The sequence below is a fragment of the Litoreibacter halocynthiae genome (assembly GCF_004365635.1).
Classification (GTDB): Bacteria; Pseudomonadota; Alphaproteobacteria; order Rhodobacterales; family Rhodobacteraceae; genus Litoreibacter; species Litoreibacter halocynthiae.
The window spans coordinates 140,401-163,029 of record NZ_SOBH01000003.1; the positions used below are offsets into that span (position 1 = coordinate 140,401).

Here is a 22,629-nt window from a genome sequence, read left to right on the forward strand (position 1 = left end):
GATGTGGAGAGGAAGTCTGCGCAGAGCACGTCTCAATTGTGCTCAATTCGCGGGCATCGGCTAGAAATTGTGCAAAAATTCATGCCGCATGGCAGCATTTGCCCCGAAATCGCGGCGGGAAACATTGCTGCGCGCCCCTCTTCCTCGCTGTCCTGATGCCAGACCTGCCCTGCGTATCGGGGTGAAATCGAAGGGGAAGACAGTGAAACTGATCATTGCAGCAATCAAGCCGTTCAAGCTGGAGGAGGTCCGTGAAGCGCTGACCGCCATCGGCGTGCGCGGGATGATGGTGACCGAGATTAAGGGCTTCGGCTCCCAGTCCGGTCACACCGAAATCTACCGTGGTGCGGAATACGCCGTGAACTTTGTGCCCAAGGTCAAGCTGGAGATCGCGGTGACCGCCGCCATGGCCGACCAAGTGGTCGAGACCATCACCACCACCGCGCGGACCGACAAAATCGGGGATGGCAAAATCCTCGTGCTGGACGTGACGCAGGCCGTGCGTGTGCGCACCGGCGAAACCAATGAAGACGCGTTGTAAGGGAACCCAACACATGAAACTCACTCACCTTCTACCCGCTGCCACGCTGATCGCGTTGCCAACCACGGGCTTTGCCCAAGACGCCGAAACCTTGCCGGTCAGCGCTGAAATCGGCTTTATCTTCAACACCTTCATGTTCCTTGTAGCGGGCTTCCTCGTCTTCTGGATGGCGGCAGGCTTCGCCATGCTGGAGGCGGGTCTGGTCCGCTCCAAAAACGTGGCGATGCAGTTGACCAAGAACATCGCGCTGTTCTCGCTGGCGGCGATTGCTTACTACCTTATCGGTTACAACCTGATGTATCCGGGCGATGGCTGGAGCATCAACGGCATCCTCGGCACATTTTCCACCGCGTCGCTGGAACCCGTCGGCCTTGACGGCGCCGAGCCCGATCTGACCTACGCTTCCGTCGGCTCGGACTTCTTTTTCCAGTTGATGTTCTGCGCCACCACCGCGTCCATCGTGTCCGGCACATTGGCCGAGCGCATCAAGCTGTGGCCCTTCCTGTTCTTCGTGATCGTGCTGACCGCGTTCATCTACCCGATCCAAGCGTCGTGGAAATGGGGCGGTGGTTTCCTTGACAGCATGGGCTTCCTCGACTTCGCAGGCTCCACGGTCGTTCACTCCGTCGGTGGCTGGGCAGCGCTTGCAGGTGCCCTGATTCTCGGCCCGCGTCTGGGCAAATACAAGGACGGCCGCACGGTGCCGTTCATGGGCTCCAACCTGCCGTTGGCCACGCTGGGGACGTTCATCCTGTGGCTTGGCTGGTTCGGCTTCAACGGTGGCTCGCAACTTTACATGAACACGGCAGGCAATGTCGGCGATATCAGCCGCATCTTTGCCAACACCAACACCGCCGCAGCTGGTGGGGCCGTCGCCGCACTGCTGCTGACGCAGCTTCTTTATAAGAAGGTCGACCTGACCATGGTTCTGAACGGCGCGCTGGCCGGTCTGGTCTCCATCACGGCGGAACCACTGACCCCGACCTTGGGTGCAGCGACCCTAATTGGTGCCGTCGGTGGGGTAATCGTGGTCTTCGCGGTGCCCTTCCTCGACAAGCTCAAAATCGACGATGTTGTCGGTGCCATTCCGGTGCACCTGATGGCGGGTATCTGGGGTACCATTGCTGTGGTCTTCACAAACGGCGACGCCAACATCGGCACGCAGCTCTATTCGATCCTTGTGGTGGGTGCGTTTACTTTCATCGTGTCCGGCGCCATTTGGTTCATCCTCAAGTCGACCATCGGTATCCGCGTGTCCGAGGAAGACGAGGTTATGGGGCTCGATATGGCAGAGCTGGGTATGGAGGCCTATCCAGAGTTCACCAACTAGGCATTTGCCACGCGATAAAAAAAGGGCGCGGCCATCTGGCTGCGCCCTTTCCTGTTTCTAACTGAAAACCGGTTTAGACGGTCTCTTTGATCCAGCCTTCAAACGCGGATTTCGGAGCTGCGCCAACTTTGTTCGAAACGACTTCGCCGTTTTTGAACATAAACAACGCCGGAATGGAGCGGACGCCAACGGCCGCAGCGGAATTCGGGTTCTCGTCGACGTTCACTTTGACGATTTTCACTTTGCCTTCGTACTCGGCGGACAATTCTTCCAAAGCCGGGCCGATCTGCTTGCAAGGGCCACACCATTCGGCCCAAAAATCGACCATGACCGGGATGTCCGAGTTGCGTACTTCGGCGTCAAAAGTTGCATCGGTGACTGCGACGGTGGCCATATTTAGCCCTCCAAACTGAATGAGAATTGCGTTGGTTGGAACCTAGGTAGCCCCGCCCCGCGCGTCAAGATGTATGGGCTGCGACCAGTGCGCACCTCACGATGTCGTGCGGGAGCGTCATAAGCCGCGCGGATTGCGTCCAAAGGATTGCCACCTCTACAGATTTTTGCGGATAGAGCTGCTCCAGCATCTCCAAATAGGCCCCCATCTGCGCCAAAACGCCAGACGGTGTTTTTTCTGCTGTGTCAGGAACGACTACGTTGGACTTGAAATCCACGGCAAGGATTCGATCGTCTTTGATGATCAACCGGTCGATCGTGCCTAATACCACCTGCCCGCCAAGCGAGGGCAGCTTTGCGGTCAATGTGACCTCCGCCAAAGTGCCATCCGCGAAGATATGGGCCAAGGACGGATCGCCCAGAACCGCCTGCGCCAACGGGTACAGGTCTTCCTCATTCGGGCCATACCGACCCACGCGGTTCGCCAAATCCATCGGGTCAGCCGCATGGGGCAAATGCTCCAACAAGCGGTGCAGTGCTGTACCCCGCGCTTTGGCATCATCTTCCGACAAGGCTGCGCCACTCGGATCGGGCAGCGCCTTTGCCCCTTCAAATTTGGACGGTGAAATCGGCTCTGGCGTTGGCGCGACGGTCGGGGCTTTGGTCTCCACCCAAGGGGGCAGGGCCGCACGTTCGGGTTTCGCTTCGGCCTCGCGGCGGGGCAGATCTTCGGGCCATTGCAAATACTCCAGCCGCCCGTCCACAGCTTCCGCCTTAGCCATTCCGGCCTCCGCCACCGCGTACCAGCCGCCATCTTCCAGCTTAGCAGGCTTGCCCGCGCCGCAGATAATCAGCCAGCTTTCCGCCCGCGTCATCGCCACATAAAGCAGCCGCATCCGCTCCTCGCGCTGGCGTTTCTTGATCTCGTCGGTCAAGTCCACCTGAGCAGGCGGCAGGTCCTCGGACTTGGCCTTCCACAGAGCCACCCCGTCGCGGTTCAGCACATCGTCGCGGACCGAGTTCCTGACCTGCCCCGTATCCGGCAAAATCACGATCGGCGCTTCCAGCCCCTTGGCCCCGTGCACCGTCATCACCCGAATGGCGTCGCCCGCGCTGTCCATCTGGCGCTTGATCGTCACCTCGTCGCGGGCCAGCCATTCCAGAAAACCCGTCAGCGACGGGATGTCCGCGCGTTCATACGCCATCGCCTGATCCAGCAGCGCGGCGATGCCTTCGTCGGCCTCGATCCCCAGCCGCGCCAGCAGTTTTTCACGGCCATTGTGGCGGGTCAGAACACGCTCCAGCAGATCATAGGGGCGCAGGTAGTCGGCGCTGTCGCGCAGATCGCGCAGCATGGCGGTCACTTGCGGGAAGCGGCCTTTCTGGTCCTCCAAGGCGCGGGTCAGGTAGTTCGGTCGGCCATGGGCAAGGTCGAATAGCTCCCCTTCCGATAATCCGCACAAAGGGGATCGCAGCACCGCGGCCAGCGACAAGTCATCCTCCGGCGTCGCCAAATAGCGCATTAGCGCGGTCAGGTCCTTGACCCCAAGCTCCGCCCCGATCCGAAGCCGGTCCGCGCCCGCCATAGGCAGGCCCGCATCCTTACAAGCGCGGATAATCTCGTGGAACAGGGTCGATCTGCGCTGCACGAGGATCAGGAAATCCCCCGCCTCGATCCGGCGGGTTTGCTGCACGTCGCGCCCGTCCACGCGCTTCACCTCGGTGATCTGGCCGTGCAGCAGCCGGTCCTTGATCGTCGCCGCAATTTGACGCGCCAGAATGACGGAGTGGTGGTCGTCGCCCACCGTATCGACCGGATCGAACCAGTCCTTCTTTTCAGCCTTTTCAGTCTCGTCGATCCAGTCCCAAATGTCGACCCGTCCGGGCAGGTCTTGCTTGAAGGCTACGTGCTCCACGCGGTCGCCCATGCCGCGCATCAGATCGCCGGTGAAGCTGGCGTCAACCAGACCCAAAACCGCCTTGGAAGACCGGAAAGAGTGCAACAAGTCCTGCCGCTGCAAAGGCTGCCCGATGGCGGTCAGGGCTTCGTCGAAATGGGCGCGCATCGCCTCGAACGCGTCGGGGTCCGCCCCTTGGAACGAGTAGATCGACTGCTTCTGGTCGCCGACCACAAAGATCGTCCGCTCCGTCTCGGCCCGCGCGCCCTGTCCGGCGGTAAATTCCTGCGCCAGCAAGCGCACCACGTCCCATTGCCGCGGGGCGGTGTCCTGCGCCTCGTCCACTAGAATGTGATCGATCCCGCCATCCAGACGGAACAGCACCCACGCCGCGACGCTTGGATCGGTCAATAGCCGGCGGGCTTTCAAAATTAGGTCATCGAAATCCAGCCATGCATGGGACTGCTTGTGGGAGTCCAACCGAGGCAGATAGGCCTGCGCAAATTTATGCAGCGCCAGATTGCGCGCGTGCGCAGCCAAAGCCTGCCGCATCGGTCGCGCCTCGGATACGCGCATTCGAAGGGCATCAAAAGGGTCTAACAAGGCTCCAAATGCCTCTTTCGCGCCTTTTGTCGGTGGATGTAGCTTCGGCAATCCTTCCGATTTTCCGGACGCTGACAGGAACAGTTTTTCCAACTGCGTCAGCAGCGCCAAGCTTGGGGTGGAGCAATCCAGCATGGCCAAACTCTGGCCCAGCTGCATGTCACTCTTGCCCGTGCAGCTTTGCAGCACGGCCGCCACATCGCGCAGCAGCGCAGCTTCATTCCCATGGAATACAGACTCTAAAACAACCGCTTCGGTCACGCCTGAACCCAACCCGCCTGCAGTACGCAAGTCGGCGTCCGTGGCGGCACTGTCAAACAGCTCCTTGCGTCCAAGCAACTCTTGCAGGAACCCGTCCACTTCAGCCCCGCTGAAATGCTGCGCGAAGGCAGCCATGGCGTCGGAGTCTTGTAATGCGACCTCTTCCATCACGTCTTCGCGCAAGGCTTTGGCCGCACGGTCGTCCATTTCGGTAAACGCCGGAGACACGCCAGCTTCCAGCGGAAACCGCCGCAACAAGGACGCGCAGAACGAGTGGATGGTCTGTATTTTCAGCCCGCCCGGTGTCTCGATCGCCTTGGCGAACAGCCGACGCGCCTCCGACAGCACGTCCGGCGCGATGTCTTCCGCGCCCAAAGCTGTCAGGCTGTCGCGCAACGCGGCGTCAGGCATCATCGCCCAGTCGCCCAAGCGCTGGAACAGGCGGTTCTGCATCTCGGACGCGGCCGCTTTGGTATAGGTTAGACACAAAATCCGCTGTGGCGGCACGCCGTCTAGAAGCAGTCGCGCCACGCGGTCGGTCAGCACCCGCGTTTTGCCGGATCCCGCATTGGCGGCGAGCCATGTCGATGCCTTCGGGTCGGCTGCCGCAACCTGCGCCTGTGTGGCCGCGTCCCGCTTCATTGGCCCACCTCCTGTGCAACGGCCTCATCGGTTTCGTCCCATTCGCCAAAGCGGGCGAGGTGGTCGTAATTCTGTTCCCAACGGGTCTCGAACACCGCGCGGCGGGAGGAAAATCCCTTGTCCGGTTCTAGATAGGCACTGATCAATGCGGTCAGCTCCTCCCAAACTTTGTCCAGATCACCGAACTCGAAGCGATCACCCTCCTGTTTTGCAGCGGAGCCCAGGCCGATATAGTCGGCACCAACGACTTTACGCCGTGTTATACCGTTAAAGCCGTCCTTGTCAGCAATCGCCGCCAGCAGCGGAAGCTGCTTGTTGAAGTGCTCTCGTTGCGCCTTCGTTGGCAGAGAGCCGGTTTTGTAGTCATACAAGAACAGCGCGCCGTCTGTGGCCTCGTCAATGCGGTCGGCACGGCCTTCCAGCGTAAAGTCGAGCCCGTCGAGTTTCACCGCACCGCGCTCCTCTTGCAGCAGCGGGCGGGCATATTGGCGGCGCAGATGTTCCGTCTCGATGAACCATGGTGCGACCCGCTCCAGCTTCGCTTGCCACATGGCGCGGGTCGCGGGCCAAGGCACCATATCCGCGAAGACTTCCTCGGCCAAATCGGCCAGTTTTTGAACCGCGTCATCCGGCAAATGCGCTGAAGTTTCGTCAATGAAGCGGTCCAGCACGTCATGCAGCGCCAACCCACGCAGCGGTGCATCGGCAGAGGCGTGGAGCGCATCCAGCGGGCGAAGCTTTAATACATAGCGGGCATAAACCGCGTAAGGATCGCGGATCAGCGTTTCGATCTGCGTCACCGGCAGTTTTTTCGGACGTGCTGTCAGCGGCGGTATCGGGGAGGGGCGCTTGGCGGGGGGTAAATCTCCGCGCGGCGTATCCAGTGCCCCGGCGAGTGCGACCCATTCGGCACCACGCCCACGCATTGCATCCAAGGCGGGTTTCCCTTCGTCTTCCAGCCCGCCCAACAGGTTGGTCAGCCGGTTGACCCAGCGGGATGGCACCGTTTCGGCCTCCGCATTGCGTTTGGCGCGGGTAAGCCAGACTTCCGGCGCCGCAATCGCTTGCTGGAAATCATGCGCCGACAACCCGATGCGACGGTCCGGCAGCAAAAGCCCTGCATCGCGTCGCATCTGTCGGTTGAGCCACGGGTCGGGGCCGGGAAGTTCCGGCCAAATGCCGTCATTCAACCCCGCAAGGATCACCATGTCAGAGCCTTGAACCCGCGCTTCCAACGTCCCCCAGATCATGATGCCGGGATGCGGGGCGTTCGGGTCGCGCACCTCGTGGCGGTTCAGGACAAAATGCACAAGGTCGCCATAATCGGTGCAGGACATCTCGCCACCAGCGCTGGCGGCTTCACGCAACTCACTCACAGCTTTCGCCGCCTCTTCGCCAGTGGGCTTGTCCCACATCGCCGCGCCGCACAGTTGCTCGGTCAATGCGATGTGACTTTCCAGCAGTTCCGGCAGGGGGGCGGTCGTGCAGTTCGCCAGGGCGTCGAGCACATCCCAAATCCACGCGACCCATGTTTGGATGCCTTCATCGGATTTGCGCTTTTCGGCCCATTCCAAAACCTCGTCACGGGTGGGGAAGGGCGGGCCGCCCCGCAGCAGCTCAAGCTCCAGATCGCGGGTGCGTTTCAGGTGATCGCCGCGCTCGCCAGATGCCACCAATGGATGTTTCAGCAAGGCCAGCAGCTTGTCCGAGGGCAGTTTGCGCCCCATCAGTTCCGCCGTCTGACGCAAAATGCGCCCGCTTGGCGTTTGAGGCAGCGGAATGCCCGCACTGTCGTCAGGCTCAATCCCCCAGCGTTGCAATGCGGCGGTGACCTGACGGGTCAGCATCCGGTCGGGAGAGATCAGCGCGGCGCTTTGGCCGTCCTCTGCCGCTTTTCGCAAACGCAACGCAATGGCGAGCGCTTCGTGGCGGGCGGTGGGGGCTTCGATCAAGGTCACATTGCTGGTCGCCGCAGTCAAATTCTGCAGTTTAGGGCCTTCTAGAAGCCATTCGTCGGTCACAGGGGCAGGTCGCAAGGCCAGCGACACCAACGCATTCCGTCCCGCGCTCGCGGGTGGGGTGTCATCCCAAAGCGGCACACCGGTATTTGTCAGATCCAACGCGCGCAGCAAGGCATGGAACCGATATTGTGGATGGTCTTCGCTGGCCAGATCATTGTCCAGTTGGTTCCACACGGTTTCAGGCATATCAGTGTCGAACCCGGGCAAAACCAACGCGCCTTGCGGCAGCTTCGCGACCGCCTCCATAAGCAATCGCGTGGTGCCGCGTGATCCAGTCGAGCCCGCGATGATCACCGGATGCGTTGGGGGTGTGTCCGCCCATCGTGCGATCAACCGGTTCACCACGACACGTTGCCGCGCCTCGGCATTCAGCGGCGCGTCGGAGGCGAAAAACTTGGTCACCAGTTTCAGGAACTTCTGGCTGCGTTCCCAGTGGGCGGAGTGGCGGTCCACATCCAGTTGCCCCAGCGTGTCGGGATGCACGCCTTCGCCCTGCATCTCCTCCATCAATGCGGCGAGACTGTCTGCCAGATCAAACGTGTGCGCGCGGGCAGCAAAGTCGCGTTCGGCTTCGATCAGCTTGCGCACCAGTTGCGCCAGTTCCAGCCGTCGCACCAGCGGGTTCACAGCGTCGGGAAGGTTTGCGCCAATGTCATCGCGCCCCAGATCGGTGACCAGCCGCAGTTTGGGCAGAAAGCTGGCGTCTTGTCGGGCAAACAATGTGCGGATGCGGCGTTGCATGCGGGCGGTGTTCACGAACAACTCCACCCGCGCCAAGTCATGCGGTGCGGCGTCTTTTATACGGTCACGCAACCCGCGCACCAAGGCCGCCGGAAAATCCACACCGGGTGGCAGGGCAAAGACGCGCGGGCGGTGGGAAGGGTCAAACATCGGCATGTTGCTCCAGCATTTGCTCGGCCAGCCCGATGCCGTCAGGGGTGCCTACATCCGCCCAATAGCCCGGATATTCCACGCCAAACAGACGTTGTTCGGGCAGCATCTGGTCCCACAACACATTCAGCGAGAAACTTGCCTCGGTGATCTTTGCAAGCCCGCCCGTATGAAGCACCTGCGCGCCGGTATAGACCATGCCGCTACGGCTGCGTGTCAGATGCCCTCGCGCGTCGGTGGCGAAGTTTCCGGCACGGGTGTAGCCAACCGTACGCTCCAAAGGAACCAGCAGCAGCAGCGCGCCCATCTGCTCAGGGCGCCACGCCGCGTGCAGGCAGTCGATCGGGTTTGGCCCCGCCCAAATGGCGTCGGAATTCAGCGTGAAAACCGGCGCGCTTCCCAGCCGCGGTAACGCCGCTTTCAATCCGCCGCCTGTGTCGAGTATCTCCGGCTGCTCGACCAGCAGTTCGGTGTTCGGGCGGTCCTTTAAATGCGCGGCAACCATGTCGGCTTTGTAATGGGCATTCACCACCGTTTTGACCCCTGCGGCGGTGGTGAGGTCCAACGCATGGTCCAGCAACGCCCGTCCTGCGACTTCAATCAACGGCTTTGGACGGTTCGCGGTCAATGCCACCATGCGGGTGCCAAATCCTGCGGCGAACACCATTGCGGCTGTTGGATTAACCATGCGCGGCAGCCTTGATACGGGCGATGATCGCGGCGTTGGGCGTAGGGACATGCGTGTCGATAAAGCTGCGCAACGCAGCAAGCGCAGGGTGCTTCAGGTCGTCCATCAAATTGTCCCAGACGCGCGGCATCATGTCGGGGTAGTTTGGCTTTCCATCACGAACGCAAAGGCGGGCAAAGCCGCCGATGATCCGCAAGTTGCGCTGCGTCGAACACGCGGCGTAGGCCGCGGTGAACGCCTCAGCATCAGCCCCCGTTTGCGCGATGTAATAAGCCAGCATTTCTCGCTGCACATCCACCGCCACATCACGCCGCGCATCTTTGAGCAGGGAGGCCAGATCATAGGCCGGATGGCCCAGCATCGCGTCCTGAAAGTCCAGTAAGCCGACGCGGGCGGCGCCGTCACGGTCCGGCAGCCACAGCAGGTTTTCGGCGTGGTAATCGCGTTGAACCATCACCGACGGGCCGGTCATAAGGCGGTCCAGCATGTTGCGTACCAGCGCGTCATACTCTGTCGCCAGCGCATCGGGAACCGCATGTCCGGTCGCGTGGGGAAGGTACCAGTCCGTCAGCCGCATCGCGGTGACCGCCATCGCGTCAGTGTCATAGGGGGCAATGGGTGGCGGCGGCGCATTTTGCGCCACGATCAGCGCGTCGATGGCCGCTTGGTACAGTTGGCCTTCCAAGTCCGGTCGACGCGCCACCATACGCGCGAAAAGGTCATCGCCAAGGTCTTCGATCAGCAAGAACCCGTGCGCCGCGTCCTCTGCATAGATCATCGGCGCGCTCAGTCCGAGGTCGGACAAATGCCGCGCGATGGTGGTGAACGGCCGCACGTCCTCGCCCCGTTCCGGGGCCGCGTCCATCAGCACCGCAGGTGGCAGGCCGTCCTTGCGCACACGGTCATATTTCCGGTTCGACGCATCACCAGCCAAGGGCGTGCGATTTGCGCCGGTCCAATCGGTTGAGGCGATAAATCGCTCTGCCAGCTCTTGCCGCGTCTGGGTCATTCGGGGGGGGGCTCCATGGCGCTGGGCAAGCGGGTGATCAGATCGGTCGGGCCGTCAATCCTGACATGCCGCCTGTCCTCGTGATCGGGGTCGGGCGTCAGGGTCAGCTCCACCGCGCCATCCGGGCGCAGGCTGCCCAAGCGGTCCGGCCATTCGATCAAGCACAAGGCGGTGTCGAAGGCCTGCTCCAACCCCAGTTCGATCAGCTCGCCCGCATCTGTCAGCCGATAAAGGTCGGCATGCCACACGTCCAACGGCCCCAGCTCATAGGTCTGCACCAGCGTAAAGGTCGGGGACGGAACATCTTCCAAAGCGCCATTTTGCGCCATCAAGGTCTGGATAACGTTGCGTGCGAAGAAGCTTTTGCCCGCGCCCACAGGGCCGTCGAGCAAAACGCACAGGCCCGGCGTCGCGATAGCAGCGAACGCGCGGGCCAGTGTGGCGGTCGCGTCCGGCGATGTCAGATCGGCGGTCCAGACGGAGCGCGGCGTGTCTGCATCGTGTCGGGATGGGGCGGGAGACGTCATATGATGCAGTCTTACGCCAACCCGCCCTGCCTTCAAGCGGTGATCAGGAAGAAATCGCCGCCAATTGTGTGGAACGTGGGGGCGGCAACGCGCTTTGATGCGCGGGTGTGAACCCGACAAGCGTTGCCCCGCCTGCCAACGGCTGGAACCGGCAGGTCACCACAAGACCATTTGCGAGCGTTGCGGTGTCTGTCCATTCCGACCGGTCGCCCCGCTGGCTGACGAAGTCGCGCGCATCGCCCCAGATCGGGTTCGGCGCGCTGCTGGCCTGCCAAAGGCGTGTCGCGTCGGTGATCGTGAGCTGGCCCAGCGCATCTTCGGGATCGGTACCCCACAAGGCATCATAGGCGGCGTTGGTCATGGTGATGACACCGTCATCGGCAAAGACAGCCAGTGCTTCGGGCAGGTGGTCCAGCAGCGCCTGGTTCATCGACATCTCGCGACGGAATTTGCGGGTCAGGCTCATCTCGGCGGTGATATCTTCCATCAGGAATGCCACAGCACCTTCGGGGTGGGGTCTGCCTGTGACGCGGTAGGTTTGGCCCGTCGGCAAGGTCCAGGTTTCGCAATAGGTGCCGTCTTCGGCAGATTTCTCCAGTTCCGTTATTTTCTTGCGCCAGTCGGCGAAGTCGCGGCGTTCCGGCAGCATCCGTTTTTCGCGCAACTGGTTGACGAAATCATACAATGTCGGGCGTGCACTCAGCCATTCTGGCTCCAGATTGGTCAGATCCATCAACGCGGGGTTGAACATGACCAGTGAGCGCGATCGGTCAAAGATGGCCAATCCGATGGGCAACGCCGCGAAGGTCTGGGTTAGCGTCTGCATGAAGCTGCGCAGGGATTCTTCGGCTTTGATGGTTGCGCCGACATCTAGGGCAAAGTTCAGCGTCCCGTTGCCGCTGCCGTAGCGAAGGACCTCATAGGTTCTGCGCTCGCCCGAATTCATCATCAGCGTGGAGCGTTTGGGACGGGCCTGATCGCCCGATTGTGCAACGGCCCCGCCATGAAACAGGCGCGCTGGAGGCCATGATGTTTCTTTGCGCGGGATGTCGGCTTCTCCGGCGGCTGTGGTGTAGGCTTTGTTGGCCCAATCCACGGTCCCATCGGCCGTTTCGCGCCACGACAAAAAGGGTGCGGTCTCGGTCGCCGCGCGCAAAACCGCAAGCTCGGCCGCGACGGCGGTAGCTTGGTCGCTGTCCACCAGAACCTTGCGCGATAACGGTGCATCAATTCCGGACAGGCGCAGGCGCAAACTGCCGCCATGCGCATCGACATCGAGTAAGGCGGGGCCGTTTTGCGTCGCTTCGCTCAGCGTAAAACTGGCGCTGTGAAGGGTGGTATCGTCGAGCCGTTGCCGCAGGTCGGGAAAAATTCTGCCCAGCCTGTCAATCAGCTGGTGGTAAACGTCTTCGTCCAGGTCTTCGAGGCTGAGCGAGCGCCGCGCCCGCGGACAAGCCCCGACCAGTTCGCGGTTCTCGAAGCGGAATTCCAGCTGGGACTTGTCTGCGCTTTCGGGCGGAGACGTCAATCTCAACAAGGAGTAAACGGCCATCGCCCCAAGCAGCGCGCCCAGCGCCATTGTCGCTGCGAATTCGAACAATAAATCTGCCATCAGTGCCACCTTTGATGCTGACATCGGGTTGCTGATGAACTGAAACTAGATTCATTAAGGGTTGATTAAATCTCGATAGGTTTGTTTTCGCCCAGCGGTTTGGAGGGGCCATCGCTGGCCTCCACGATGGCCTCCGTCGGCCAGATCACTTCCGCAATCGCCCCGTATCGTGGCCTGCCCGGGTGATTGTGCCGGTCGGAACCGTTGGCAAAATTCACCCTCGCGCCAGAGCGCTCCAGAAGCGTTTTCGCGATGAACAGTCCCAGTCCCATGCCTTCATATTCGGGCCGCGACGCGTCTTTTTCGCGCTTGCCACCCCGTTTGATGAACGGATCGCCGATTCGCCCCAAAAGGTCATACGGATAGCCGGGTCCGTCATCCAGAACCCGCACGATTACCTCGCGGTCGCTCCATTTCACCTCGACCCAGACCTGAGAGGTGGCGAAATCCACGGCGTTCTGAATAAGGTTGCGCACCCCGTGGATGATCTCGGGGCGGCGGTAGATATTGGGCGTTTTGTCATCCGCCCCTTGCCTCGGTCCAAACTTGAAATTCAGCGTCTTGCCGCGATGGGTATGTGGTTCCGCCGCGTCTTTGATCACAGAGCTGAGCGGCGCTGTGTGTAGATGGCGGTCGTCCTTTCCCGCGCGCCCCATGGAATGCAGAATGTCACGGCAGCGGTCTGCCTGATCGCGGATCAGGGCGGCATCTTCGCGCAGGTCAGCGTCTTCCAACTCGTCCAGAAGCTCGGCGCTGACCAGCTTGATGGTGGCAAGCGGTGTGCCCAACTCATGCGCCGCTGCCGCTATCACCCCGCCAAGGTCGGTCAGTTTCTGCTCGCGGGACAACGCCATCTGCGTGGCCAAAAGCGCCTTGCTCATGGAGGTCGTCTCGGCGGTGACGCGCGCGGCATAGATACCCAAGAACACGATGCCAATGACCATGGCGACCCAGAACCCAACCACAAACAGCTGCGGCATGCGCAGCACAAAGCCAAGGTCGCTGCGCAGCGGCACGTAGTAATAGGCCAGCAACGTGACCAGAACCACGGCCAACCCGCCCAGAAAGAAGGTCGGCCCTGCGCGCAACGTCATGGCCGACACCGTCACGGGGGCCAACATCAGCAGGGCAAACGGGTTGTTCAAACCGCCGGTGAGGTACAGCAGAAAGGCAAGCTGGCTGATGTCGAACAGCAGGGTGATCAACACCTCGCGCTCCGGCATTCGGCGGTTCTCGGGGTATACGAAATGCGCCACGAGGTTGGTGATGACCGATGCGCCAATCGCCAGGAAGCACAGGCCCAGCTCGATTTTCAGTTCAAGAAAGAAGCTGGCGACGCCAATGGCGAAAATCTGGCCGAAGACAGCGAGCCATCGCAAAATTATGAGGGTACGAAGGCGGACAACGCCTCCGCGCGTCCCCACCGTGGCAAGGCCAAGCGAGGTATCTACCATCGCGAAGAAGTGAGGTGCAGCGTCATAATGGCAGATTGATACATGGCGCTGTATAGCGGATCAACTGAAGCGTTAATATCACTGCGGAGCATGACCATGAACAAGATCTATTCAGCCACTGCAATCGGACTCGTCATAGCCATGCTCGGTGGGACCGCCGCATATGTTGTATTTAACCGCGGGGGCGAGGACGAGTTCGCGTCCTGCCGGTCCTCGGCCGTGGCGGGTGGTGATATCGGGGGTGCGTTCGAGTTGGTGAGCGAAACTGGCGCAACCGTCACCAATACCGATGTAATCACGTCGCCGACGCTGGTCTATTTCGGCTACACCTTCTGCCCCGATGTCTGCCCGCTGGACAGCGCGCGTAACGCCGAGGCTCTGGATGTGTTGGCGGAACGTGGCATCGACGCTGGGGCGTTGTTCATCTCCATCGACCCGGAACGCGACACACCAGAGGTCGTGGCGGAGTTCACCGAGGTGATGCATCCCAAGATGATCGGGCTGACAGGCTCGCCGGAGCAGGTGAAAGCCGCTTCACAGGCCTACAAAACCTATTACAAGAAGCAGACCGGCGATCCGGAATACTACCTCGTCGACCACTCGACCTTCACCTATCTGGTGCTGCCGGAAAAAGGGTTTGTTGAATTCTTCCGCCGCGAATCCACGCCAGAGCAGATCGCCGACACCGTCGCGTGCTACGTCAACGCCAGCAGCTAGGCCGCGTCACGCCGCCGCAGTAGTGTTTGACGCGCCCTCGCTTGCGACCTACATCTTGTAGATGAATTGCGAACGAGGGAAATTGCCATGGCTGACAACGCGCTAAAAGAGATTGGCGAAGACAATTCCCTGCTGCTTGTCGATGATGACGAGCCGTTTCTGCGCCGACTGGCCCGTGCCATGGAAAAACGGGGTTTTGCCCCCGAAACTGCCGACACCGTTGCAGGGGGCCGCGCCATAGCCACTGCCCGCCCACCCGCTTACGCCGTGATTGATTTGCGACTTGGCGACGGGAACGGCCTCGACGTGGTCGAGGTGTTGCGAGAGAAACGGCCCGACGCCAAAATCGTGGTGCTGACGGGCTACGGCGCGATTGCCACCGCCGTGGCGGCGGTCAAGATCGGGGCCACGGATTACCTGTCCAAGCCCGCCGACGCCAATGACGTGACGAATGCGCTGCTGGCCAATGGTGACGAGTTGCCGCCCCCACCGGAAAACCCCATGTCCGCTGACCGTGTGCGCTGGGAGCATATCCAGCGGGTTTATGAACTGTGCGACCGCAACGTCTCCGAGACCGCGCGCCGGCTGAGCATGCACCGCCGGACGCTGCAACGCATCCTTGCCAAGCGGTCGCCCAAGTAATGCGCGCGCTGGTGGCAGTTCTGCTGCTGGCCGCTTGTGCGCCCGCGGCACCTAACTCTCCGCGCTCTGAGCCTATCTCCTACACGCTTGACGCGGGCGGTGTTCAGCTGTCCGACCGTGCGCAGCGTATTGATTTCGGGCGCACGGACCACTCCACTATCCCTGCCATGACGAAGCTGGTCGGGCGCGGCCCCACCGCAACACGCGATTGCGCGGGCGGTGTGCAACAGGTCGAATGGTCCGACGGCACCGCGCTGGTCTTCGCCGCAGGGGAGTTCCGCGGCTGGACCAACGCGACGGGCAGCGCCGGGCTTAGCTGCTGAGCAGCCCAGCCCCCATCGCCGCCAATGCGACGGCGTGAATCAGCATGATGGCGCGGTCCTTCCACAGAACACCCACCGCGAACCATCCGATCAGGCCGACCAGAAACAGGTAGATGTTCAGCGGCGCCATCCCGAAGGCGGTCGTGGCGTAGCCCGCAATCTGGACCAGTGAGGCCGCCCATTTCAGGGCGAATGTGGCGGCCTCACGGTCCAGCGCTCGGAGCGTGGACGTTACCATAGGTCGCGTCCGTACCGCTCGGAGCGTCGCGACACGCCGTCCCGCCGCGCCGCGCGGGGGCTGCGGATATAGCGGTCGGCGTGATCCTTGAGGTGGTCGGGAAAGTCCGCGCGGCGGCGGATGGCTGTGAGCATACTTTCGGCGATGATGCTAAACATGGGTTATAGTCCTTCTATGAAGTGATGACCCATCATGCACCGCTTGCCTTTGCTCTGCACGTCAGTATGATTTCACATATGTTAGCTCAACTTTCATATACTTGATGGACTGGCGCGACATCCCATCCTTGTCGGCGCTCAAGGCGTTCGAGGCCACCGCGCGGCTCGGCAGTTTCTCGGCGGCAGCGCGGGAGTTGAACGTGACCCATGCAGCCATCGCCCAGCATGTGCGCGGGCTGGAGGCGGAGTTCGGCGCGGAGCTGGCCTTCCGCGAAGGCACCGGCATGGCGCTGACCGAAGCGGGACGGGCCTTGTCGCTGTCCTTGGGCGAGGGGTTCGGGACCATTGCCAGTGGCGTGCGCGACATCCGCGCACTAAAGCAGAACCAACCGCTGAAGGTTGCCCTGACCGCGACCTTCGCCGAAAACTGGCTGATGCCGCGCATCGGCGCGTTCTGGGCAGAGCATCCCGATATAGAGGTCGCCTTGCAGCCATCCAACGCGGTCGTCGACATGCGCCGCGACGGCTTTGATCTTGCGATCCGTTACGGCCACGGTGAATGGGCTGGGCTGGACGCGGAGTTGCTGGTCCATGCCAATTATGTCGTCGTGGCCTGCCCCGAACTGGCGGCTAAGACGAACGACACCACAATGCTGGGCCTGTGCTCCCTGCCATGGGTGTTCGAGGCCGGACGGATGGAGCAGCGCGTCTGGGCGGAGGAGGTCGGGCTTGATCTGTCCTGCACCACCAGCATCGACCTGCCTACCAATTCGCTGGTTCTGTCCGCGACGCGCGGCGGTGCGGGGTTGTCGATCCAGACACGCGCCATGGTGGAGGGCGACCTGCAACGCGGCACGCTTGTCTGCCTGCAAGAAGCACCGGTTTCCACGCTCGGATACTACCTTGCGACCCGCCCTGTGCCACGGTCGGAGGCGCTGAAAACCTTCATCAGATGGCTGAAATCGGCGGCGGCCTGAATTTGGCCGCGACGCTAATCAAATCAAAAACACCCGCTTTTTGATTTGATTGAATTAACCACCTCGAAACAGGTGTAAACGCACTCTCAGCCATCGCCTTGCGGGCCTGCAAAAGCTGGTTAACGCTCGCTACAATGCAGCGTAACCCATGGGTTACCTCAGGTGCATCCGCTTGTGGACGCGGTCCACGGGGGTTCCGTCGCTTAAAGGCACCGCGGGGGTCACGGAATGGTCCTTGAATCCCATCTTGGAATAGTAGGCCAATCCGCCGGTGTTGTCGGCGCGGATCGTTGCATCAAGCAGCGTATATCCCGCCTCGCGACAGCACCTCAGCGTCCGATGAAACAGCGCCGAGCCAATGCCGCGTTGCACGGTTCCGGGACGTGCGAAAGTTGCGATGATGCCCATTCCGTCTTTGTCGGGACTCATCCATTGAAAGCCCACAACCTCACTATCTGCTTCGGCCACATGCAGAAACGTCCGGTCGTTTTCGGGCGCAATGAAGCGGTCGAAATGCGAAGGCTCAATCGGTTTTTGATAAGCGGTCGTGCCGCCAATCGCGATGACCTCGTTCAGGATCGCAGTGATCGCGTCGCGGTCTTGCGGGGCGACTTTGCGGATGATCATAATGCCTCCGACAATGCGTTGAAGCGGGCCAGAAACTCCGCCTTCACCTCCATAGGCGGGCGAGGGATCAGCTTGTCGGGTAGTGGTATGCTGCCGCGTGGCGCGCCGAAAAACTTGTTGCTCTCCTCAATAGAAAACCCCGCAATCTGCGTCGCTTCTAGCCACGCGGACAGCTTGTCGGCCTTTTTGATCTGCTTTTTCACCGCCACCGGAATCGCCGCGGGCAGGCCAAAGCGCAGGTGGATGGCGGCTGTCAGCCGGTCGTCGAGTTCCGCATAGCCCGGCCCGACCGCATTTTTCACCGGTGAGATCATATCCCCGATCACATATTCCGGCGCGTCGTGCAGCAAGGCGGCCAGTTGCCACTTTACCGGCGCGTTTGGATTTGCTTCGGAATAAAGGCGTTCCACCAGCACGGAATGCTCCGCCACGGAGTAAGCGAACTCACCCATGGTCTGCCCGTTCCAGCGTGCGACAAAAGCCAGCCCGTGGGCGATGTCCTCGATCTCTATATCCATCGGGGTTGGGTCCAGCAGGTCGAGCCTGCGACCGGACAACATGCGCTGCCATGCTCTGGGTTGTTTCATCTGCCTGCCCACCTTTTCGTGATCGTCCGGAACTTCTGTGCGGTTTCCCCGTTCTACCCCCGAAGGAGAAAACGATGAAACCGCTTTTTACTGCCGCTGTACTTGCTCTTAGCACCTTGCCTGCGTTCGCGCAGGATGACGTGGTCTGCATGGCCACGGAAGAAATGGAGGCGTCACTTGTCGACTGGTATGACGAAACCCCTGCCGTGATGGACGAAGACGGCACAATCGTTTGGGCATCCGGTATCGGCGGGACATGGACCGTGGTAAGCTACAACGATAACGGGACAAGCTGCGCATTGGCTCAGGGTGATAACTGGTCGCCGCGTATGAATGCGGACGCACTGATGGCTGGCTTGCTCAACGAACAAGGCACCTCAGGGTCGTGACCCATTGAGATCGGGGCGTTTAGCTGTTACGCGAAGCGCAAATTCCCAAGAGGACCGTGATACAATGGCTAACGACTATATCGTCAAAGACATCAACCTTGCCGCCTTCGGCCGCAAAGAGCTTGATATTGCAGAAACCGAAATGCCGGGGCTGATGGCCCTGCGCGACGAGTATGGCGAGAGCAAACCGCTCGCCGGGTCGCGCATCGTCGGCTCACTGCACATGACCATCCAGACGGCTGTTCTGATCGAGACGTTGGTGGCTCTTGGTGCCGATGTGCGCTGGGCGTCGTGCAACATTTTCTCGACTCAAGACCACGCCGCCGCGGCGATTGCCGAGGCTGGCGTGCCGGTCTTTGCGATCAAGGGCCAGTCGCTGGAAGAGCATTGGGACTATCTCGACAAGTCCTTCATGTTCCCTGACGGCCCGAACCTGATCCTCGACGATGGCGGCGACGCGACGCTGTATATCCTGCTGGGTGCCCGCATCGAAGGTGGCGAAGCGTTTGGCGTAGCAACCTCCGAGGAAGAAGAAGCCATTCAGGCGCAGATCAAGAAGCGCATGGAAGCCAGCCCCGGCTGGTTCACCAAGATGCGCGACCAGATCAAAGGTGTCTCCGAGGAGACCACCACGGGTGTTCACCGCCTCTATGATCTAGTGAAGAAAGGCCAATTGCCGTTCCCTGCGATCAACGTGAATGACTCGGTGACCAAGTCGAAGTTCGACAACAAATACGGTTGCAAGGAATCGCTGGTCGACGGCATCCGCCGCGCCACGGATACGATGATGGCGGGCAAGGTTGCCGTGGTCATGGGCTATGGCGACGTGGGCAAAGGCTCTGCCGCTAGCTTGCGCGGTGCCGGTGCGCGGGTGAAGGTGACCGAGGTCGACCCCATCTGCGCGCTGCAAGCTGCCATGGACGGGTTCGAGGTTGTGCTGCTGGAGGACGTCGTGTCCTCGGCTGACATTTTCATCACCACCACCGGCAACAAGGACGTGATCCGCATCGAGCACATGCGCGAGATGAAGGACATGGCGATCGTCGGCAACATTGGCCATTTCGACAACGAAATCCAAGTTGCCGCGCTGAAGAACCACAAATGGACCAACATCAAAGAACAGGTCGACATGATCGAGATGCCGAATGGCCATCGTCTGATCCTGCTGTCCGAGGGCCGTTTGCTGAACCTTGGCAACGCCACCGGCCACCCGTCCTTCGTGATGTCCGCATCCTTCACCAACCAGGTGCTGGCGCAGATGGAGCTTTGGACCAACAACGATGCCTACAAGAACGACGTCTACATCCTGCCCAAGCATCTGGACGAGAAGGTTGCCCGCCTGCATCTGGATCGCATCGGGGTGAAGCTGTCGAAACTGGACGCAGAGCAGGCGGCCTATATCGGCGTGTCGCCTGACGGTCCGTTCAAGCCAGAGCATTATCGCTACTAAGGGGGCGGTACTATCGCCACTTTTCGCATCTTGCTGAGTATTCTAAGCGCCATCGCGGTTTTTGCTGCGGTGGCGTTTGGCGTTTACTGGGCGTTTACTGATCCGAGCAGCCCTGTGCCGCGCGAATGGAATCCCCTGCGTGAATTGGTGGTGTCCGATCCTGTGACGCCGGTGACGCATTTCAAGCTGCGACGTGTGGTCGATGATCCGAAGCTGTGCCTGACCGTGCTGGCACAGGCGGGCCGTTACCAAGAAATGACCCCGTTGGTGGCCAGCGCACGGTGCGGCATCGCCAACCGTGTTGATCTGACCGGAGTGGGTGCTACAAGGTTGCAAGCAGTCGAGACGGAGTGTGAAACTGCCCTGAGACTTGCGATGTGGGAGCAGCACGGTATCCAGCCCGCCGCACAGGTGCATCTGGGGCAGGGTGTGTCGGCGCTTCGCCATATCGGAAGCTACAATTGCCGCGCCATTCGTGGCTCCAGCACGCGGATGAGCAAGCACGCCACGGCAGCAGCGATCGACATTGGCGGGGTTGTGCTGGCAGACGGCACACGGATCGAGTTGCTGGCAGATTGGAACGGCACGCCGCAAGAGAAATCCTTCCTGCGCGACATACGCGACGCGTGCTGTGAATGGTTCTCCACCGTGCTGGGACCCGACTATAACGCGCTGCACGCAGACCATTTTCATTTGCAAAACAGGGGCTGGGGCACCTGCCGTTAGGCTTGATGCCGCCTGCGGGGAAAAGTAGCGGCTTTTTTCCTTTGGAATGGCTGATTTAGCCAGTATTGTGCACTCTAAGGCCGTTTGCTGGCCTGAAACGGGGCCTGATGCGCCCGAACATTGGTGGGAGATATTTCTTTGGGAAAACGTGACGAACTGATCGCTGTCTATGCGGATGATCTGAAAAATAAATGTGGCATGACGCCTGATATGGACCTTTTGACAAAGGTCACCATCGGGTGCGGTCCTGCAATCTACAACGCGGACGCATCGACTGTTGCCGGTAGCCAGCCAGAAGAGCTGGAAACCGTCAAAAACAACTTCCTGATCAAGAAGCTGGGCCTGTCCGACAGCCCGCAGCTGATGGAAGCGATTAACTCGGTCATCGAGACCTATGGCAAATCCGAACGCAACAAGTACCGCGCTGTGGTTTACTACATGCTGACCAAGCATTTCAGCAAAGAGTCCGTGTACGGCTAAGCCCTGCCGCTCTTGTGCATTGATAGAACGTCCGCCGGACTTCGCGCGGGCGTTTTGCTTTTCTGGTATGGAAAAATTGAACGAAATGGGGATCGAATTGTGGGGATAGTTTGTTTGCAATGTTGAGATGCGGTCGCTACCCATAAGACACCGAGCCAGTAAGGCCGGACCCAGTTTCATAGTCACGTGGTGCGAGTAACCAAACACGTGGGGTAGAAGAGGGTTCCGGGGGGTCGGAGCCCTCTTTTCATTTTCAGCGTTGCAATGACAGCCTTGGCGCCGCGGCAGCCTTAGAACAGGCCAAGTACCAGCCCCATAATAGCGCAGCCAAAGCTGGCATAGCCACCGTCGATCAGGGTCAATTTAAACGGGCGATCACCATAGGCATTATTGATCATGATCCAAGGCGAGATGAAAAACAGCCCGATACCCAAACCCGCTACCAAGCCAGACAGCGCGGTGTCGATACCCGATGCCGCGAAGGTGTGGCGCATCATTCCCGCGACGATGACCATTGCAACAGCGGCCATAAGATAAGGTGTCATGGAGTCGTTCTCGGGTTTGCCATCAGGGCCGGTTTTGATGCCTGCTGCAGCCATCCACGGTTTGGCCAGTGTCATGTACCAAACGGCGCCGAACGCGAATCCGGCAAATGCAGCGACGATGATTGACAGGAATCCCATAATGCACGTCCTCCTCGTTGTTTCACGCAGCAGAATAGCAGCGGTGTGAGGACGCGACCAACTTTTTAGGTTGTTGGCTTTACTCGAAGTACTCGGAATGCTCTTTCTGAATTCTTTCGACGATAGAATCCAGCCGGGCAAGGTGTTTGCGGATTGTAGTTTCCAGCGCGTTGAAATCGTTCTTGTCCAATGCAGCGAGGATTTGTGTGTGGTCTTCCAGAAGAACCCCCATCTCGGTGGGTTCTTCAAGGGACAGACGACACAGGCGGTCGACCTTGGTTTTGTTCTCGGCAATCGTTTCAAACGCCAACTCGAATCCGGCTGCCAGACATAAAAGTTTGTGAAACTCGTAGTCCAGCTCGTGGAAGCGATCGGTATCCTGCGCCTTCACCGCTTTCGCCTGCTCCGTCATGTTTTCGCGGATGGCGGTTGTGTCGGTGTCGGCCCATTTCAGGATTGCCGTGCGCAAGACCTCGACCTCGATCGCGGTGCGGATGAAGCGGGCGTGGGAAATATCGGGGATGGAGAATTTGCGGATCACGGTTGCCCTTTGCGGGCGGATCAGCAGCAGCCCCAAATTTCCCAAGCGGGAGAACGCGTCGCGGACAGGCTGGCGGGACACCGAGAACTTGTTCGCAATCTCGACCTCGGAAATCTTGGTGCCCGGCATCAGCTTCAAGGTGACGATGTCATGATGAAGCGTGTCGAAGACTTCATCGACGCTGGTGCGGCGCTCTGCGATACTTGTGAACTGTGACATAC

At 60.4% G+C, this 22,629-nt stretch carries 24 protein-coding genes; 10 read left to right on the top strand and 14 right to left on the bottom strand.

What is annotated here, in order from left to right:
* Window positions 1-88 precede the first annotated feature (88 nt).
* On the top strand, window positions 89-541 hold the full coding sequence (locus BDE40_RS12480; protein WP_162848084.1) for a P-II family nitrogen regulator: 453 nt from the start codon (window positions 89-91) through the stop codon (window positions 539-541).
* Window positions 542-554: 13 nt separating this feature from the next.
* Window positions 555-1,871 (top strand): ammonium transporter, encoded by a 1,317-nt coding sequence (locus tag BDE40_RS12485; RefSeq protein WP_134014994.1) that lies wholly within the window; start codon window positions 555-557, stop codon window positions 1,869-1,871.
* A 73-nt stretch (window positions 1,872-1,944) separates the two neighbouring features.
* Here the strand turns inward: BDE40_RS12485 and trxA are convergent, their stop codons facing one another.
* From trxA to regB, 8 genes are all read right to left on the bottom strand, one after another.
* A complete protein-coding gene (trxA, locus tag BDE40_RS12490; protein WP_134014996.1) occupies window positions 1,945-2,265 on the bottom strand; it encodes a thioredoxin in 321 nt (106 codons plus the stop codon).
* A gap of 64 nt (window positions 2,266-2,329) precedes the next feature.
* The gene (addA, locus tag BDE40_RS12495; protein ID WP_134014998.1) at window positions 2,330-5,668 is read right to left on the bottom strand and encodes a double-strand break repair helicase AddA; all 3,339 of its coding nucleotides are present in this window, start codon (window positions 5,666-5,668) and stop codon (window positions 2,330-2,332) included.
* Entirely contained in the window at window positions 5,665-8,580 is a 2,916-nt protein-coding gene (gene addB / locus BDE40_RS12500) for a double-strand break repair protein AddB (RefSeq protein ID WP_134015000.1), read from the bottom strand. The genes addA and addB overlap by 4 nt, the downstream gene beginning before the upstream one ends.
* Window positions 8,573-9,268 (bottom strand): nucleotidyltransferase family protein, encoded by a 696-nt coding sequence (locus tag BDE40_RS12505; protein ID WP_134015002.1) that lies wholly within the window; start codon window positions 9,266-9,268, stop codon window positions 8,573-8,575. Before BDE40_RS12505 ends, addB begins: the two co-directional genes overlap by 8 nt.
* Window positions 9,261-10,277, bottom strand: coding sequence for an aminoglycoside phosphotransferase family protein (locus BDE40_RS12510; protein WP_134015004.1), 1,017 nt, complete (start codon window positions 10,275-10,277; stop codon window positions 9,261-9,263). The genes BDE40_RS12505 and BDE40_RS12510 overlap by 8 nt, the downstream gene beginning before the upstream one ends.
* A complete protein-coding gene (tsaE, locus tag BDE40_RS12515) occupies window positions 10,274-10,804 on the bottom strand; it encodes a tRNA (adenosine(37)-N6)-threonylcarbamoyltransferase complex ATPase subunit type 1 TsaE (RefSeq protein WP_134015006.1) in 531 nt (176 codons plus the stop codon). The genes BDE40_RS12510 and tsaE overlap by 4 nt, the downstream gene beginning before the upstream one ends.
* A gap of 43 nt (window positions 10,805-10,847) precedes the next feature.
* Window positions 10,848-12,416 (bottom strand): PAS domain-containing protein, encoded by a 1,569-nt coding sequence (locus BDE40_RS12520; protein WP_162848085.1) that lies wholly within the window; start codon window positions 12,414-12,416, stop codon window positions 10,848-10,850.
* 65 nt (window positions 12,417-12,481) lie between these two features.
* A complete protein-coding gene (gene regB / locus BDE40_RS12525) occupies window positions 12,482-13,870 on the bottom strand; it encodes a sensor histidine kinase RegB (protein ID WP_134015010.1) in 1,389 nt (462 codons plus the stop codon).
* A gap of 96 nt (window positions 13,871-13,966) precedes the next feature.
* Here regB and BDE40_RS12530 point away from each other — a divergent pair, with 96 nt between their 5' ends.
* The 3 genes from BDE40_RS12530 (at window position 13,967) to BDE40_RS12540 (ending at window position 15,552) form a co-directional block, all read left to right on the top strand.
* Window positions 13,967-14,587 carry an SCO family protein gene (locus BDE40_RS12530; protein ID WP_134015013.1) on the top strand — a complete coding sequence of 207 codons (621 nt, stop codon included), beginning with the start codon at window positions 13,967-13,969 and terminating at the stop codon, window positions 14,585-14,587.
* An 87-nt stretch (window positions 14,588-14,674) separates the two neighbouring features.
* Entirely contained in the window at window positions 14,675-15,229 is a 555-nt protein-coding gene (locus tag BDE40_RS12535) for an ActR/PrrA/RegA family redox response regulator transcription factor (RefSeq protein ID WP_073144075.1), read from the top strand.
* Complete coding sequence (locus BDE40_RS12540) at window positions 15,229-15,552, top strand: hypothetical protein (RefSeq protein ID WP_134015015.1); 324 nt, start codon at window positions 15,229-15,231, stop codon at window positions 15,550-15,552. The genes BDE40_RS12535 and BDE40_RS12540 overlap by 1 nt, the downstream gene beginning before the upstream one ends.
* Here BDE40_RS12540 and BDE40_RS12545 read toward each other — a convergent pair.
* Both BDE40_RS12545 and BDE40_RS18230 read right to left on the bottom strand, forming a co-directional pair.
* A complete protein-coding gene (locus tag BDE40_RS12545; RefSeq protein ID WP_134015017.1) occupies window positions 15,542-15,790 on the bottom strand; it encodes a DUF6552 family protein in 249 nt (82 codons plus the stop codon). The two genes, BDE40_RS12540 and BDE40_RS12545, sit on opposite strands and share 11 nt — an antisense overlap.
* Window positions 15,784-15,948: a hypothetical protein gene (locus tag BDE40_RS18230; RefSeq protein WP_162848086.1), complete on the bottom strand. Its 165-nt coding sequence runs from the start codon at window positions 15,946-15,948 to the stop codon at window positions 15,784-15,786. Before BDE40_RS18230 ends, BDE40_RS12545 begins: the two co-directional genes overlap by 7 nt.
* A gap of 104 nt (window positions 15,949-16,052) precedes the next feature.
* Here BDE40_RS18230 and BDE40_RS12550 point away from each other — a divergent pair, with 104 nt between their 5' ends.
* Window positions 16,053-16,925, top strand: coding sequence for a LysR family transcriptional regulator (locus BDE40_RS12550; RefSeq protein WP_134015019.1), 873 nt, complete (start codon window positions 16,053-16,055; stop codon window positions 16,923-16,925).
* 153 nt (window positions 16,926-17,078) lie between these two features.
* Here the strand turns inward: BDE40_RS12550 and BDE40_RS12555 are convergent, their stop codons facing one another.
* Complete coding sequence (locus tag BDE40_RS12555) at window positions 17,079-17,552, bottom strand: GNAT family N-acetyltransferase (RefSeq protein WP_134015021.1); 474 nt, start codon at window positions 17,550-17,552, stop codon at window positions 17,079-17,081.
* The gene (locus BDE40_RS12560) at window positions 17,549-18,139 is read right to left on the bottom strand and encodes an HD domain-containing protein (protein WP_134015023.1); all 591 of its coding nucleotides are present in this window, start codon (window positions 18,137-18,139) and stop codon (window positions 17,549-17,551) included. Before BDE40_RS12560 ends, BDE40_RS12555 begins: the two co-directional genes overlap by 4 nt.
* A gap of 74 nt (window positions 18,140-18,213) precedes the next feature.
* Here BDE40_RS12560 and BDE40_RS12565 point away from each other — a divergent pair, with 74 nt between their 5' ends.
* The 4 genes from BDE40_RS12565 (at window position 18,214) to BDE40_RS12580 (ending at window position 21,184) form a co-directional block, all read left to right on the top strand.
* Window positions 18,214-18,528, top strand: coding sequence for an S-adenosyl-L-homocysteine hydrolase (locus BDE40_RS12565; protein WP_211342432.1), 315 nt, complete (start codon window positions 18,214-18,216; stop codon window positions 18,526-18,528).
* A gap of 64 nt (window positions 18,529-18,592) precedes the next feature.
* Window positions 18,593-19,978 carry an adenosylhomocysteinase gene (gene ahcY, locus BDE40_RS12570; protein ID WP_134015025.1) on the top strand — a complete coding sequence of 462 codons (1,386 nt, stop codon included), beginning with the start codon at window positions 18,593-18,595 and terminating at the stop codon, window positions 19,976-19,978.
* A gap of 30 nt (window positions 19,979-20,008) precedes the next feature.
* Window positions 20,009-20,704 carry an extensin-like domain-containing protein gene (locus BDE40_RS12575; protein ID WP_134015027.1) on the top strand — a complete coding sequence of 232 codons (696 nt, stop codon included), beginning with the start codon at window positions 20,009-20,011 and terminating at the stop codon, window positions 20,702-20,704.
* 138 nt (window positions 20,705-20,842) lie between these two features.
* Complete coding sequence (locus BDE40_RS12580; protein ID WP_073144055.1) at window positions 20,843-21,184, top strand: DUF2853 family protein; 342 nt, start codon at window positions 20,843-20,845, stop codon at window positions 21,182-21,184.
* A 290-nt stretch (window positions 21,185-21,474) separates the two neighbouring features.
* On the opposite strand, the gene BDE40_RS12585 is transcribed toward BDE40_RS12580, so the two are convergent.
* Together BDE40_RS12585 and BDE40_RS12590 are read right to left on the bottom strand one after the other, a co-directional pair.
* On the bottom strand, window positions 21,475-21,867 hold the full coding sequence (locus BDE40_RS12585; RefSeq protein WP_134015029.1) for a DUF1761 domain-containing protein: 393 nt from the start codon (window positions 21,865-21,867) through the stop codon (window positions 21,475-21,477).
* A 79-nt stretch (window positions 21,868-21,946) separates the two neighbouring features.
* Window positions 21,947-22,627 (bottom strand): GntR family transcriptional regulator, encoded by a 681-nt coding sequence (locus BDE40_RS12590; RefSeq protein WP_134015031.1) that lies wholly within the window; start codon window positions 22,625-22,627, stop codon window positions 21,947-21,949.
* Window positions 22,628-22,629: the final 2 nt, after the last annotated feature.